Annotated in this window: 14 protein-coding genes; 7 read left to right on the forward strand and 7 right to left on the reverse strand. The window is 72.6% G+C overall.

What is annotated here, in order from left to right; all coding sequences use genetic code 11:
* The first annotated feature begins 156 nt into the window (after positions 1–156).
* Together ACGF4F_RS18215 and ACGF4F_RS18220 are read left to right on the forward strand one after the other, a co-directional pair.
* Positions 157–2,061: a DEAD/DEAH box helicase gene (locus ACGF4F_RS18215; protein ID WP_393078574.1), complete on the forward strand. Its 1,905-nt coding sequence runs from the start codon at positions 157–159 to the stop codon at positions 2,059–2,061.
* 149 nt (positions 2,062–2,210) lie between these two features.
* Positions 2,211–2,831: a putative glycolipid-binding domain-containing protein gene (locus tag ACGF4F_RS18220; protein ID WP_357434784.1), complete on the forward strand. Its 621-nt coding sequence runs from the start codon at positions 2,211–2,213 to the stop codon at positions 2,829–2,831.
* Positions 2,832–2,847: 16 nt separating this feature from the next.
* Here the strand turns inward: ACGF4F_RS18220 and ACGF4F_RS18225 are convergent, their stop codons facing one another.
* The 3 genes from ACGF4F_RS18225 to ACGF4F_RS18235 form a co-directional block, all read right to left on the reverse strand.
* Complete coding sequence (locus ACGF4F_RS18225; protein ID WP_357434685.1) at positions 2,848–3,939, reverse strand: PLP-dependent cysteine synthase family protein; 1,092 nt, start codon at positions 3,937–3,939, stop codon at positions 2,848–2,850.
* Between the two features lie 22 nt (positions 3,940–3,961).
* On the reverse strand, positions 3,962–4,792 hold the full coding sequence (locus tag ACGF4F_RS18230) for an SDR family oxidoreductase (protein ID WP_357434684.1): 831 nt from the start codon (positions 4,790–4,792) through the stop codon (positions 3,962–3,964).
* Between the two features lie 70 nt (positions 4,793–4,862).
* The gene (locus ACGF4F_RS18235; protein WP_357434683.1) at positions 4,863–5,321 is read right to left on the reverse strand and encodes an Lrp/AsnC family transcriptional regulator; all 459 of its coding nucleotides are present in this window, start codon (positions 5,319–5,321) and stop codon (positions 4,863–4,865) included.
* 270 nt (positions 5,322–5,591) lie between these two features.
* Between ACGF4F_RS18235 and ACGF4F_RS18240 the strand changes: the two genes are divergently transcribed.
* A complete protein-coding gene (locus tag ACGF4F_RS18240) occupies positions 5,592–5,858 on the forward strand; it encodes a BldC family transcriptional regulator (protein ID WP_073834151.1) in 267 nt (88 codons plus the stop codon).
* 30 nt (positions 5,859–5,888) lie between these two features.
* Here ACGF4F_RS18240 and ACGF4F_RS18245 read toward each other — a convergent pair whose 3' ends face one another.
* Complete coding sequence (locus ACGF4F_RS18245) at positions 5,889–6,533, reverse strand: UbiX family flavin prenyltransferase (RefSeq protein ID WP_073834152.1); 645 nt, start codon at positions 6,531–6,533, stop codon at positions 5,889–5,891.
* A gap of 147 nt (positions 6,534–6,680) precedes the next feature.
* Between ACGF4F_RS18245 and ACGF4F_RS18250 the strand changes: the two genes are divergently transcribed.
* Positions 6,681–7,697, forward strand: coding sequence for a terpene synthase (locus ACGF4F_RS18250; protein ID WP_393078580.1), 1,017 nt, complete (start codon positions 6,681–6,683; stop codon positions 7,695–7,697).
* A gap of 8 nt (positions 7,698–7,705) precedes the next feature.
* Here the strand turns inward: ACGF4F_RS18250 and mqnP are convergent, their stop codons facing one another.
* Together mqnP and ACGF4F_RS18260 are read right to left on the reverse strand one after the other, a co-directional pair.
* Entirely contained in the window at positions 7,706–8,620 is a 915-nt protein-coding gene (gene mqnP / locus ACGF4F_RS18255; RefSeq protein ID WP_073834153.1) for a menaquinone biosynthesis prenyltransferase MqnP, read from the reverse strand.
* Positions 8,620–10,080, reverse strand: a complete 1,461-nt coding sequence (locus ACGF4F_RS18260) for a menaquinone biosynthesis decarboxylase (protein ID WP_393078584.1) — start codon at positions 10,078–10,080, stop codon at positions 8,620–8,622. Before ACGF4F_RS18260 ends, mqnP begins: the two co-directional genes overlap by 1 nt.
* 406 nt (positions 10,081–10,486) lie before the next feature.
* Between ACGF4F_RS18260 and ACGF4F_RS18265 the strand changes: the two genes are divergently transcribed.
* Together ACGF4F_RS18265 and ACGF4F_RS18270 are read left to right on the forward strand one after the other, a co-directional pair.
* Positions 10,487–11,146, forward strand: a complete 660-nt coding sequence (locus ACGF4F_RS18265; RefSeq protein ID WP_393078586.1) for a hypothetical protein — start codon at positions 10,487–10,489, stop codon at positions 11,144–11,146.
* Positions 11,147–11,172: 26 nt separating this feature from the next.
* Complete coding sequence (locus tag ACGF4F_RS18270; RefSeq protein ID WP_393078589.1) at positions 11,173–12,366, forward strand: S8 family serine peptidase; 1,194 nt, start codon at positions 11,173–11,175, stop codon at positions 12,364–12,366.
* A 308-nt stretch (positions 12,367–12,674) separates the two neighbouring features.
* Here the strand turns inward: ACGF4F_RS18270 and ACGF4F_RS18275 are convergent, their stop codons facing one another.
* Positions 12,675–13,235: a carboxymuconolactone decarboxylase family protein gene (locus ACGF4F_RS18275; RefSeq protein WP_393078592.1), complete on the reverse strand. Its 561-nt coding sequence runs from the start codon at positions 13,233–13,235 to the stop codon at positions 12,675–12,677.
* A 63-nt stretch (positions 13,236–13,298) separates the two neighbouring features.
* Between ACGF4F_RS18275 and ACGF4F_RS18280 the strand changes: the two genes are divergently transcribed.
* Positions 13,299–13,769 (forward strand): MarR family winged helix-turn-helix transcriptional regulator, encoded by a 471-nt coding sequence (locus ACGF4F_RS18280; protein ID WP_393078595.1) that lies wholly within the window; start codon positions 13,299–13,301, stop codon positions 13,767–13,769.
* The last annotated feature ends 70 nt before the right edge of the window (positions 13,770–13,839 follow it).

The raw sequence follows: 13,839 nt of genomic DNA on the forward strand, positions 1-13,839 counted from the left end.
CGGCACCGCGCCGTACCCGTCGTCCCGCCGTACACTTGTGGAGATCACTGACCCGGCGCGCCGTTGCGCGCCCATGGGCGATCTTGCGGGCGATTCGGCGGCGTGCAGCGCTGCGGCAGGCCATCGCGAAGATGCGCCCCGCTCGAAAGGCATTTCTTGACCACCTTCGCCGCCCCTGGCACGTCCCCGTCCGCCGACTTCACCCCCATGCCGGAGCTTCCGGCCACCGAGACCCCCGACTTCGCCGCCCTGGGCCTGCCCCGGCAACTGGTCGACGCGCTGGCCCGCCAGGGCATCACCACCCCGTTCGAGATCCAGCGGGCCACCCTGCCGGACGCCCTCGCCGGCCGGGACGTGCTGGGCCGGGGCCAGACCGGTTCCGGCAAGACCCTCGCCTTCGGCCTGCCGGTGATCGCCCGGCTCGCCGAGCGCAACCGGGCCCGGCCGCTGCACCCCCGCGCGCTGGTCCTGGTGCCCACCCGCGAGCTGGCCATGCAGGTCAACGACGCGCTGGTGCCGCTCGGCAAGTCCGTCGGCATCTTCCTCAAGACCGCCGTCGGCGGCGTCCCGTACGACCGCCAGATCGACGCGCTGCGTCGGGGCGTGGAGATCATCGTGGCCACCCCGGGGCGGCTCGGCGACCTCATCGAGCGCGGGGTCTGCCGCCTCGACGACGTCGAGATCACCGTGCTGGACGAGGCCGACCAGATGGCCGACATGGGCTTCCTGCCCGAGGTCACCGAACTGCTCGCGAAGACCCCGGCGGGCGCCCAGCGGCTGCTCTTCTCGGCGACCCTGGACAACGACGTGGACACGCTGGTCAAGCGGTTCATGACCGACCCGGTCACCCACTCGACCGCGCCGCCCACCGCTGCCGTGTCCACCATGGACCACCACCTGCTGCTGATCCCGCCGCACGACAAGTTCGCCGTGGCGGCCTCCATCGCGGCCCGGGACGGCCGCACCATGCTCTTCGCGCGTACGCAGCTCGGTGTGGACCGGCTGGTCGAACAGCTCGCCGCGGTCGGCGTGCGCGCCGGCGGCCTGCACGGCGGCAAGACCCAGCGGATGCGTACCCGGACCCTGGCCGAGTTCCGGGAGGGCCGGATGAACGTGCTGGTCGCCACCGATGTGGCGGCCCGGGGCATCCACGTCGACGGGGTGTCGCTGGTGCTGCACGTGGACCCGCCGAAGGACCCGAAGGACTACCTGCACCGGGCGGGGCGTACCGCCCGGGCCGGCGAGTCGGGTGCGGTGGCGACCCTGGTGCTGCCGAAGCAGCGCCGGACCACGCTGGCCATGCTGGAGAAGGCGGGCGTCGAGCCGGCCCAGACCCGGGTCCGCGCTGGCGACCCGGCGCTGGCCGAGCTGACCGGCGCCCGCGAGCCGAGCGGGGTGCCGGTCCGCGACGAACCCGAGCCGCGCCGGCACGGCGACCGCCCGTCCGGCCCGCGCCGCTTCGGCGACCGCCGCGAGCGCAGCTACCCGGACCGGGGCGAGCGCAGCTTCGCGGATCGGGGCGACCGCCGCGAGCGCACCTTCGCGGACCGGGGCGAGCGCAGCTTCACGGACCGGGGCGACCGCCGCGAGCGCACCTTCGCGGACCGGGGCGAGCGCAGCTTCAAAGACCGGGGCGAGCGCGGCTACCCGGAGCGGGGCGAGCGCCGCGAACGCAGCTTCACGGACCGCGGCGAGCGCAGCTTCACGGACCGGGGCGAGCGCCGCGAGCGGGGCTCCGGCGACGGGCGCGGCGAGCAACGGTACGGCGACCGTGGTGACCAGCGCTCCGGCCGGCCCTCGTGGGAGCGGCGCGAGCCCGCCGCGGACCGGCGCTTCGGCGACCGGGACCGGGACGCTTTCGACCGCGACGGCCGGGGCGAGCGACGCTTCAGCGACCGCGACGGGCGGGGCGAGCGGCGTTTCGGCGACCGCGACGGCCGGGGCGACTTCCGGCCGACCGACCGCCGGGGCGGGTTCCGGCCGGAGGGCCGGGGCCGCGACGACCGGTCGCGCGACGACCGGCGCGGCTTCGGCGGGCGGCCGCCGGCCCGCACCCACTGACCGGGCGAGAATCGCCGGCCAGACGGGAATCCCGCCCGCCGGCACCACCAGCCTGATGGACGCCGCCGTCGAGCGACTGCTCGGCGGCGGCGTCGCCGCATCCCGCGACGGCGTCGGTCGGGTGGCGTAACGTCCGGTTCATGCCCACGATGCCGAAGTCGTTCTTCTGGTCCAGGACCGACACCGCCGGTTCGGAGCACGCCGTCCTCGACGACCGCCAGGGCCTCACCGCGCAGGGCGTGATGCTGGCCGTGGACCCGATCCCCTACACCTGCCGGTACCGACTGACGGCCGGCGCGGACTGGTCGACGACCCGGCTGGAGGTCGAGGCCGACGGCGCCGGCTGGGCGCGGAGCGTACGCCTGGAACGCGACGGGGACGGGTGGCGGGTGCGCACCGGCGAGGAGGGCGACCTGGACGCGGTGCTGGCCGCGGCCGGGCATCCGCCCGCCGGGCTGCCCGGCACCGACGAGCCGGACCGGCTGGCCGCGGCGCTCGACGTCGACCTGGGCGGTGCCGCGCTGTTCAACACCCTTCCGATCCGCCGGCTCGGGCTGAGCCGGGCTCCGGCGGAGCAGGCCCGGCGGATCGCCGTCGCCTGGGTGCTGGTGCCGGGCCTGGCCGTGATCCCCGCCGAGCAGATCTACACCTCGCTCGGGCCGGCCCGGATCCGCTTCGCCAGCGACAGTTACACCGCCGACCTGGACCTCGACCCGAACGGCTTCGTGGTGCGCTACCCGGGGCTGGCCGAGCGGGTCTTCCCCCGCTGACCTGCCCCGCGGTCCGTCAGGCCGGCCAGGCGCCGGTGGCGAGGAAGCGGTCGATGGTGGCGTGGTGCGCGGCCAGGTCGAGGCCCTGCCCGGCGACCCAGTCGTCGGCGTAGTACGTGTCCGCGTACCGGTCGCCGGCGTCGCAGATCAGGGTCACCACCGACCCGGTCCGCCCGGCGGCGACCATCTCCGCGATCAGCCCGAACGCGCCCCACAGGTTGGTGCCGGTGGAGCCGCCCACCCGGCGGCCGAGCACCGCCGAACCGGCCCGCATGGCGGCCAGCGACGCGGCGTCCGGCACCTGGACCATCCGGTCCACCACCGAGGGCACGAACGACGCCTCGACGGTGGGCCGCCCGATCCCCTCGATCCGGGAGCCCCGGCCGGTCCGCACCGACCAGTCGGCGGCCTGCCAGGCGGGGTAGAACGCGGAGTTCTCCGGGTCGACCACGCAGAGCTTGGTGGGCAGCCGGCGGTAGCGGGCGTACCGGCCGATGGTGGCGCTGGTGCCGCCGGTCCCGGCGCCCACCACGATCCACGCCGGTACGGGGTGCCGCTCCAGCGCGAGCTGCGCATAGATCGACTCGGCGATGTTGTTGTTGCCCCGCCAGTCGGTGGCCCGCTCGGCGTACGTGAACTGGTCCATGAAGTGCCCGCCGGTGTCCTCGGCCAGCCAGCGGGCCTCGATCACCACCTTGGCCGGATCCGGGACCAGGTGGCAGCGCCCGCCCTGGAACTCGATCTGGGCGATCTTCTCCGGCGAGGTGCTGGCCGGCATCACCGCGATGAACGGCAGCCCCAGCATCCGCGCGAAGTACGCCTCGGAGACCGCGGTCGAGCCGGACGACGCCTCGATGATCGTGGTCGCCGGCCCGATCCAGCCGTTGCACAGCCCGTACAGGAAGAGCGAGCGGGCCAGCCGGTGCTTGAGCGAGCCGGTGGGGTGCACCGACTCGTCCTTGAGGTAGAGGTCGATGCCCCACTCGCGGGGCAGCGGGAAGGGGAGCAGGTGGGTGTCGGCGGAGCGGTTGGCGTCCGCCTCGACCGTGGCGATCGCCTCGGTCACCCAGGCTCGGCTGGCCTCGTCACACCGGTCGAGATGAGTCACGCCGGCAACGTTACAAGCGAGGTCAGCTCACGCCCGGGGGGACCCGGCGCGCCTGCCGGCGCTGGCCGGCCCGACCGGCGGCCCGGATCACCGGGGTGAGGGCCAGGGCGAGCCGGGGGAAGGTGTCGAGGAGCCGGACCTGGGCACCGCGCCAGCGTGGCAGGCTGACCACCGGGCGCGGGCGGCGGGCCAGCCGCGCCGCCCGTGCGGCCACGCGCTCCGGCGTGAGCAGCGACCCGGTGAAGGAGGCCAGGGCCCCGGGGTCGTCGAGCTTGTCGTGCAGCATCGGCGTCCAGATCCCGTCCGGGCAGAGGCACGACACGTGTACGTCCCGGATGCCGGCCATCCGCAGGTCGGCCAGGGTGCCCAGGCTGAACGCGAGCAGGGCGTGCTTGCTGGCCGCGTAGACGGTCTCGCCGGGGGCGGCGACCAGCCCGGCCAGGGAGACGACGTTGAGCACGTGCCCGTGGCCCTGTCGGCGCATGACCGCCAGCGCGGCGAGCGTCCCGGTCATCGCGCCGAGCGCGTTCACCTCGACCAGCCGCCGGCGGGTCGCCGCGTCGTGCGTCCAGGCGGGTCCGGTGGCCAGCAGGCCGGCGTTGTTCACCCAGAGCCCGAGCCCGCCGGCCGCCCCTGCCGCAGTGGCGGCGACCTCGGCGCAGGCGGCCGCGTCCCGGACGTCGAGCCGTCGGGACCAGCCGCCGAGCGGTGCCGCGGCGGCGGCCACCGACTCGGCGGCCACATCGGTGAGCAGGACCCGCCATCCGTCGGCGTGCAACGCGGCGGCGATGGCCCGGCCGAGCCCGCCGGCCGCCCCGGTCACCACGGCCGCTCCCCGCGCCGAGATCGTCATCGGCGCACCGTATCTCCGCAGCCAGGTCAGGACCAGAGGTCTCAGGGACCGGCCGGCCGGTGCGAGCCGGTCAGGAGGCGGAAGGCTCGATCGGCTGTGGCCGGTTCTCCCACTTGGTCGACAGGGCGATCCCGGTACGGGTGGAGGCCACCCCGGGCGTCCGGTTCAGCCGGACAATGAGCTGCTCCAGCTCGGCGATGGTGCCTACCCGGGCCTTGAGCAGGAAGGACTCGACCCCGGCCATGAAGTAGCAGGACTCGATCTCGGGCATTTGCCGGAACGCCTCCAGCACGTCGTCGGTGTCGGCGTTGGAGTCCTCAACGATGCCGATCAGCGCGGTGACCCTGAGCCCGATCGCCTCCGGCTCGACCTCGGCCCGGTACGCCCGGATGACCCCGCTCGACTCGAGCTTGCCGACCCGCTCGTGCACGGCCGGGGCGGAGAGCCCGACCTGGCGGGCCAGCTCGGCGTACGACAAACGGGCGTTGCCGCGCAGCAGCTCCACGAGGCTCAGGTCGATCGCGTCCACGGAGTGTCACCCTATCCGTTCGGGCGTAACGCCCGACGGTCGGCAACAGTTGAACATGACGTCATGTAACGGTTCACAAACCAGCAGTCAGGGCAGTTCTCGGCCGGTACCATTTACTAACTTCTCACTTCCGTGCGTTTTTCGCGTTTTGGCGGACAGGCCAGGTCGCTGGTGCTGTAATTGCCATACGTCCCTCATGACGGCTCTGGGCTCGCACCGGCCGGGGGCAGTGTGTTCAGCCGGGGGCTTCGTCGATGCGAGGAGGGGGCTGTGGACACTGGAGATCGCCTGCTGACACCGGGTGAGGTCGCCGCGCTGTTTCGGGTTGACCCGAAGACCGTGACGAGATGGGCAGCGGCCGGCCGGATAGGCAGCATCCGGACTCCAGGCGGGCATCGCCGGTTTCGGGAATCGGAGGTACGAGCTCTGCTCGAGGGGGAGGGCATGCTGGACGAGGCGGAGGACATGGGCAAGTCGCGCAACATGGGCCCGACCGCCTCGACCGGCCCCGGACCGGCGAACGCCGGCATGTACTGAGTCGGTAACGATCGGCACGCGGGCCGGCCGTCAGGCCCGGTCCGCGTCCCGCCGGGCCGCGGCCAGCTCACCTGACCAACGACGAAAGAGCGTGTGCGGTACGCCGAGCGCGTCCAGCACCTTGCCGGCCACGAAGTCGACCAACTGCTGGGCGGAGGCCGCCGCGCCGGCACCGTAGAAGCCGGGGCTGGCCGGCAGCACGACCGCACCGGCGTCGTGCAGGGCGATGAGGTGCTCCAGGTGGCTGCGGGTCACCGGAGTCTCCCGCGGCACCACCACCACCGGCCGCCGTTCCTTGAGGTTCACCTCGGCGGCGCGCTGCAACAGGTCCTTGGAGAGGCCGATCGCGATACCCGCGCAGGCCGCGGTGCTCGCCGGGACCACCGCCATCCCGCGTACCCGGTAGGAGCCGCTGCTCGGGCCGGCCGCCAGGTCGCCGGCGGGCCAGTGCCGCAGGTCCGCGTCGGCGAGGTCGCGGCCCAGCCAGGCGGCCAGGTCGTCGGCCCAGTGCGCGTCCCGGAAGGCGCGGCCGGTCTCGTCCAGGATGGTCAGCCGGGCGGCCCGGGAGACGATCAGGTCCACGGCCTCGCCGGCGTCGAGCAGGCCCCGGACGACCGCGGCCGCGTACGGCGTGCCGGAGGCCCCGGAGACGCCGACCACCCATGGTTCGCGCATACCGTCAAGCGTGCCTGGTCGGCCGGGCGACCGGGCGGGGACCCCCCACGGCACGCCTGGGCCGTCCTGCTTGTCCCACGACAAGCGCGGTTGTCCGACCGGGGCGGCGGGCGCCTCGTCGACCTGCCATGCTTCCGACGATCATTCATGTCCATGAAGGGATCGGTGATGACGGAGGCGGTGCTCCGCTCGCTGCGGTCCGACTGCCCGATCCGGCCCCGGCTCTCGCCGTATGCGGACGGGGTGCAGGAGTGGCTGGGCGACCAGCTCGACCAGCTCGGCCTGCTCCGGGACGCCGCCGCCCGGGAGCGGCTGGCCCGGGCCGGTTTCGCCCGGTACGCCGGCCGGCTCTACCCGGACGCCACCGAGCCCGACCTGCGCGCGCTGGCCGCTCTGTTCGCCTGGTTCTTCCTGGTCGACGATCTGTGCGACGGGCCGGGGCGGCCCGACCCGGCGGGCATCCGGGCGCTGCGGGATGGGACGTTGGCCCTGCTCCGGGAGGGCCCCCGGGCCCGCCACCCCGGCTTTTCCGGTCCCCTGCGCCGGCTGCTCGTGCAGGCGTGGCGGGAGCCCCGGCGGCGGATGCCGGCCCGCTGGCGGCTGCGCTTCTCCGACGCCGTCGCCGACCATCTCGACGGTGCCTGGCGGGAGGCGGCCGCCAAGGCCGCCGGCCGCCCGCCCGGGATCGAGGAGTACGTGGCGCTGCGCCGGGCCACCTCGGCCGCGTACGTGTCGTACCCGCTGATCGAGTTCGCGACCGGCCGGCCGCTGCCCGACCCGGTCTACCACCATCCGGCGCTGCGCCGCCTCGCCGAGCTCGCCAACGACCTGCTCTCCTGGTTCAACGACCTGGCCTCGCTGGACCGCGACCGGGCCACCGCCGGCGGCCACAACCTGGTGCTGGCGCTGGCCGCCGAGCGGGGCGTGCCGGCGGCGGACGCGGTGGCGCTGGTCGCCGACCGCTGGCGGGCCGAGATGGCCCGCTTCATGGCGCTGCGCGCCGCCGTACCGTCGTTCGGCCCGGCGCTGGACGGGTCGGTCGCCGTCCACCTCGACGGCTTCTCGAACGCGGTCCGCGGCACGGTCGACTGGACCTTGGAGAGCGCCCGTTACCCGGCCGGTTCCACCCGCCGACCCGGGCTCACGGGCACCGCCGCCCGCTGACCTTCGACTCAGGCCCGCAGGCCGAGGCGGACCACGAGGTCGAGCAGGGCGAACACGAACAGCGCGATGCCGACGAATCCGTTGGCGGTGAAGAACGCCCGGTTGACCTTGCTCAGGTCGGTCGGGCTGACCACCAGGTGCTGGTAGCCGAAGGCGAGCGCGGTGAACGCCAGCCCGATCCACCAGAGCCAGCCGAAGCCGACCAGCGCGCCGAACCAGATGAACAGCGCGAAGGTCACCACGTGCGCGACGGTGGAGGCGTGCAGCGCGAAGCGCAGCCCGTAGCGCGCCGGGACGCTGTGCACGCCGATGGTCCGGTCCACGTCCGCGTCCTGGCAGGCATAGATCAGGTCGAAGCCGCCGATCCACAGGCCGACGGCCGCGCCGAGCAGCCAGGCCGGTCCCGAGCCGGCGAGGGTGCCGGTGACCGCCAGCCAGGCGCCGACCGGCCCGACCGCCTGGGCGACCGCCAGGATGGCGTGCGGCCAGTTGGTGAACCGCTTGCCGTAGGGATAGACGACCAGCGGGATCACGGCGAGCGGCGCGAGCGCCAGGCAGAGCGGGTTGAGCAGGGCGGCGGCGGCGAGGAAGACCACCACCGCGACAGCCGCGCCGGTCCAGGCGGTCCGCAGGCTCACCGCCCCGGTGACCAGTTCCCGGTTGGCGGTACGCGGGTTCCGCGCGTCGATCCGTCGGTCGAGGATCCGGTTGGCGGCCATGGCGAACGTCCGCGCCCCGACCATCGCCACGGTGATCAGCAGCAGGTCGACCCAGCGGACCCGGCCGCCGTGGACCTGCATCGCGGTCAGCGCGGACAGGTACGCGAACGGCAGCGCGAAGACCGAGTGCTCGATCGTGACCAGCTTGAGGAACGACTTGACCTTGCCCGGGCGTGCCACCGGGGCCTCGGCGACGGCGGCCATCAGATCCCGTACTCCTTCCAGCGCTTGTCGACCAGCGAGACCACCTCGGGCGACATGGTCATCTCCTCCGGCCAGCCCCGGGTGTAGCCCTCGGCGGGCAGCTTGCGGGTCGCGTCGATGCCCGCCTTGCCGCCCCAGAACTGCTGGTACGACGCGTGGTCGAGGTGATCCACCGGCCCCTCGGTGATCAGCAGGTCGCGGGCGTAGTCGACGTTGCCGAAGGCCCGGAAGGCGACCTCGTTGTAGTCGTGCACGTCGCAGTCCTCGTCGACGATCACGATCAGCTTGGTCAGCGACATCAGGTGCGCGCCCCAGATCGCGTTCATCACCTTCTGCGCGTGCTTCGGGTAGCGCTTGCGGATCGACACGATCGCGCAGTTGTGGAAGACCCCGGCGGCCGGCAGGTCGTAGTCGACGATGTCCGGGATCAGCAGCTTGAGCAGCGGCTGGAAGATCCGCTCGGTGGCCTTGCCCAGGCCGTGGTCCTCCTGCGGCGGCTTCGAGGTGACGATCGAGTGGTAGACCGGGTCGCGCTGCATGGTCATGGCCTCGATGTGCAGCACCGGGAACGGCTCGACCGGGGTGTAGAAGCCGGTGTGGTCGCCGAACGGCCCCTCGGGCAGCCGCTCGCCGGGCTCCAGGTAGCCCTCCAGCACCACCTGGGCGTGCGCCGGCACCTGCAGCGGCACGGTCAGGCAGTCGACCATCTCCACCCGCTCACCGCGCAGGAAGCCGGCGAACAGGTATTCGTCGATGTCGCTGGGGAGCGGCGCGGTGGCCGCGTACGAGACGACCGGGTCGCAGCCGATCGCAATGGCGACCGGGAGCCGCTGGCCGAGCCGCTCGGCGACGGCGTGGTGCGCGGTGGAATCCTTGTGGATCTGCCAGTGCATGCCCAGGGTGTTCCGGCTGTGCTGCTGGAGCCGGTAGAGGCCGAGGTTGCGCTTGCCGGTCTCCGGGTGCTTGGTGTGGGTCAGCCCGAAGTTGTGGAAGATCCCGCCGTCCCCCGGCCAGACCTGCAGGCCCGGCAGCCGGTTCAGGTCGACGTCGTCGCCCCGGTAGACCACCTGCTGGCAGGGCGCGGTCTTCACCTTGCGCGGCGGGACCGACTTGAGCTGCATGACCTTGCCGAGGCCCTCGCGGATGCCGGACCAGCCGACCGGCAGCTCCGGCTTGATCAGCCCGCCGATCCGCTCGCCGATCTCGTCCAACGAGTCGACGCCGAGCGCCATCGCCATCCGCTTCTCGGTGCCGAACAGGTTGATCGCCACCGGCATCTCGCCCCGGGTCGGCCGCTCGAAGAGCAGCGCCGGGCCGTCGGTCCGCACGGTCCGGGTGACCACCTCGCTGATCTCCAGCGTCGGGTCGACCGGGACGCTCACCCGCCGCAACTCGCCCGCGCGCTCCAGCGCCGCGAGGAAGTCCTTGAGATCGGTGTACGGGAAGCCACGAGCCGCCATGACCGCCAGTGTCCCCCACCGGCCACCGGCCCGGCCCCGCCGGGGTCCCTGGATGGCACGGTTGGCCGCCGGCCACCCTGATCAACCTCCTCCGCGCCGTGGGTGGGCACCGTGCACACCTCGATGGGAAATCTGAGCATCGTGCACGGTAGCTCCGGCAGGATGCCGCGTCATAGCGTGCTCCCTGCATGCAGGAAGGATCGTTTTGTCATACCCTCAGCCACCCCAGTCGTTCCCGGGGCCGCCGCCCCAGCCGGGCTATCCCGCGGTGCCACACCCGCATCCACACGCAGGACCGCCCCTGCCCGGGGCGCCACCCGGCCTTCTTCCGGCACCGCCGGTCAAGCGGAAGGGCACGAAGCGCAAGGTCTTCGGCATCCTGATCGCGGCGCTCAGCATCTTTCCCATGCTGATCGGCGGTGTCGTCGTCCTACAGGCATACAAGAACCACCAGATCCAGGTCTCGAACGACGCCTTCAACCCGGTGGCCTGGCACAACCTGAAGACCGACGAGATCTTCCCCGACCACCTCGGCTGGCCCCGCCGCGACGAGGAGACCCGCGCGTGGTCGCGACAGGGGATCGTCGAGGAGACGTCCTGCAAGGAGGCGCTCCGCAAGGATTTCGCCGAGGCCCTCACGGCAGAGAACTGCAAGACCGCACTGCGCGCCACCTACATTCACATCGGCGGGGACACAGCGGCGACCGTCGCGGTCATCGTGCTCGATTCCTTTGACGAGGCCGAGCCCGTCCTCGAGGAAAAGTTCTTCTGGGCCAAGGACCCCGGGCCGCTGGTCCGTCCAGTAGCGGTTCCCGGCACGCCCGCCGCCAGGTGGGTCAAGGAGCGGGCTTTCACCGGCGGCGCGGCCGGGGTCGGGCTCGACATGCCCTACATGGTGGCGATTTCGGTTGGCCCGGCCGACGGCACCCGGGACATCGGCGTCCTGCCGGGGGAGTGGAAGCTGGACGGCAGACACGAGACGCAGAGCTATTGGGAGACCTCCAACACGCTGCTAATGGGCTTCGCCCGGGCGCTGGATTACGCGATCACGGGACGGGGCGAATGATCAGGCTCTCGTCACGGGTACGGCAGATGATCGCCGTTCCGGCCGTGCTCGCCGCAACCGCCGGCATCGTCACCGGCACGTGGAGCCCGGCCTTCGCGGCACCGAACGGGTGGGAACTGGCGGCGATGTCCGTGCCGGCCGCACACAAGATCAGCAAAGGCGAGGGGGTCACGGTCGCCGTCATCGACACCGGGATCCGCACCGACCACAAGGCGCTGCGCGGCCGGGCCACGGAGGGCACCGACTTCCTCGGCGAAACCGATCAGAACGAGTCGTGGTACGGCCGCCACGGCACCTCCATGGCCTCCAGCGTGCTGGACGTCGCGCCAGCCGCCAAGGTGCTGGGCCTTCGAGCCATCCGCGACGATGAAGATCCGGACTTCCAGACCTGGCTTGAGCAGATGGAGAGCTACGGAGAGAACCCGGAGAAGGAGAAGCGCGAGGGGTTGGCCCTGGAGCGGGCGATCCGTGCCGCCACCGACAAGGGCGCCAAGGTGATCTCCATGTCGCTCGGCAGTGAGTCAGGCTTTGCGTCCTATGTTGACGACCAGGCCGAGGCGATCGCGTACGCCCTGTCGAAAGGCGTGGTGGTGATCGCCGCCGCCGGCAACGAGGGTGACGAGCTCAACGAGCTGTCCTACCCGGCCGCGTACCCAGGGGTGATCGCCGTTGGCGCGGCCACCCCACAGGGCACCCGGGCGGAGTTCTCCCAGGTCCACAACTACGTCGACGTCGTCACGCCCGGGGTGGAGATCTACTCCGCCTACATGAGCGGCGGACGCAAGAAGGTCCAGGGCACCTCGTCGGCCACCGCGCTCGCCGCAGGCGTCGCGGCGCTGATCGTGTCGAAGTATCCCGACCTGTCGCCGCGCCAGGTCGAACAACTCCTCCAGCGGACCGCCTCGACCCACCGCAAGGGACACAACCCGCAGACCGGGTACGGCATGGTCGACGCCGAAGCCGCGCTCAGGGCGGCCGCCGGCCTGAAGCCGGGCACGGCCGGCCTGCCGGTCGGCAAGCAGGGCGCGGGCGGCCACTTCGGCCCCGGCGACGACGGCACCCCGCAGCGCATCGGGCAACCGTGGGACCCGGCGTACCTCGTCATCGGCGGCATCGGCGGCGGGCTCGGACTGCTCGGTCTGGCCGTCGGCCTGTTCCTGTTCCTCGCCGGCCGCCGGGCCGCAGCGCGCAGCAGGCTACCGGCCCTCGCGTCACGCTGATCACCAGCACGGCAACAGCGGTGGGCACCCGCACCCGCGGTGCCCACCGCTTCGCCGCACGGTCAGGTGAGCAGGAGGTTCTGTCGGTGATCTGCTTCGCGGCGCGCTACCTTTTGCCCCGCTTCGTCAACAGCACGATTGCCACGGCAATGGCGCCGGTGACCGCCAGGCAGAGCACGCCAGCGATGAGTGCGAACAAGATCGAGCGTCCCATGACGGGGCAACTTACCGGATCCCGTCCCGATAGGACGCAGCGCTACAGGGCCCGTAAACGACGAGAAACCAGGAGGATTCACGGCAATCCTCGGTCAGGCGGCCGGCTCCCAGGCGTACGCGGCGAGGGGCGGGTCGAGCGGGGCGTCGGTGAGCCGGTTGGCGAAGGTGGAGATGGTGTACGTGCCGACGCCGAGCACCACGTCCAGCGCGTGCCGGGGCAGCCAGCCAGCGGCGAGGAAGGCGTGCAGCTCGTCGTCGGGCACGGCGCCCCGGTGGTCGAGCACGGCGAGGGTGAACCGGCGCAGCGCGTCGAGGCGCCGGTCGGGCAGGTCGGTGCCCACGCGGAGCGCCGCGACCAGCTCGGGCGGGCCGTCGTGCCGGGTGAGGGTCGCGGTGTGCATGGCCACGCAGAGGTGGCACTCGTTGCGGGTGGCGACGGTCAGCACCACCACCTCCCGGGCAACCGGGTCCAGGTCGGTGGCCTCGAAGACGGCGTTGGCGGTGAGGAAGCCCTTGAGCAGCTCCGGGGACTCGGCCATCAGCGCAACGGCGGCGGGCAGGTGACCGAGTTTGCGGTGGACGCCGGCCATGGTGGCGCGGGCGGCGGCGGGCGCGGTGTCGGGGGTGTGTGCGGTGAAGACGCCTCGGGACATGCCGAGCCCTCCCAGGTACGATAGTCAACGTGGTTGACCAAATAGTAAACGTGGTTGTCGAACGTGACAACGCCTGACCGCGCCGGCTTCGCGCTCCCGCTGCTCCTGCTCGCCGGCTTCCGTACGCTCATCGACGACCTGCACGCCGAGCTGGCCCGGCAGGGCCACCCCGACCTGCGCCCGGTGCACGGCTTCGTCCTCCAGGCGGTCGGCGTGCCCGGCATCACCGCCAGCGAGCTGGGCCAGCGCCTCGGCGTCTCGAAGCAGGCGGCGGGCAAGACCGTCGACCGGCTGGTGACGCTCGGCTACCTGGAACGCGCCGACGACCCCGCCGACGCGCGCCGCAAGCTGGTCCGGCTGACCGATCGAGGACTGGACGGGCTGCGCCGCTCGGCGGTCGTGTTCGACCAGCTCCGGGATCGCTGGGCGGCGGTCCTGGGCACCGACCGGGTCGCGGCGCTGGAGGACGACCTGCGCCGGATGGTCCCGGCCGACGTCTTCCGCCTCGACGTCCCCGGCTGGTTCGGCACCTGACCCGTCAGGACCGGCTACGCCTCAGCGACCCGACCTGCAGGAGCAGAAGTTATGCGAATCTTGAGCGCGC

It is taken from the genome of Micromonospora sp. NPDC047740 (assembly GCF_043204735.1).
GTDB lineage: Bacteria > Actinomycetota > Actinomycetes > Mycobacteriales > Micromonosporaceae > Micromonospora.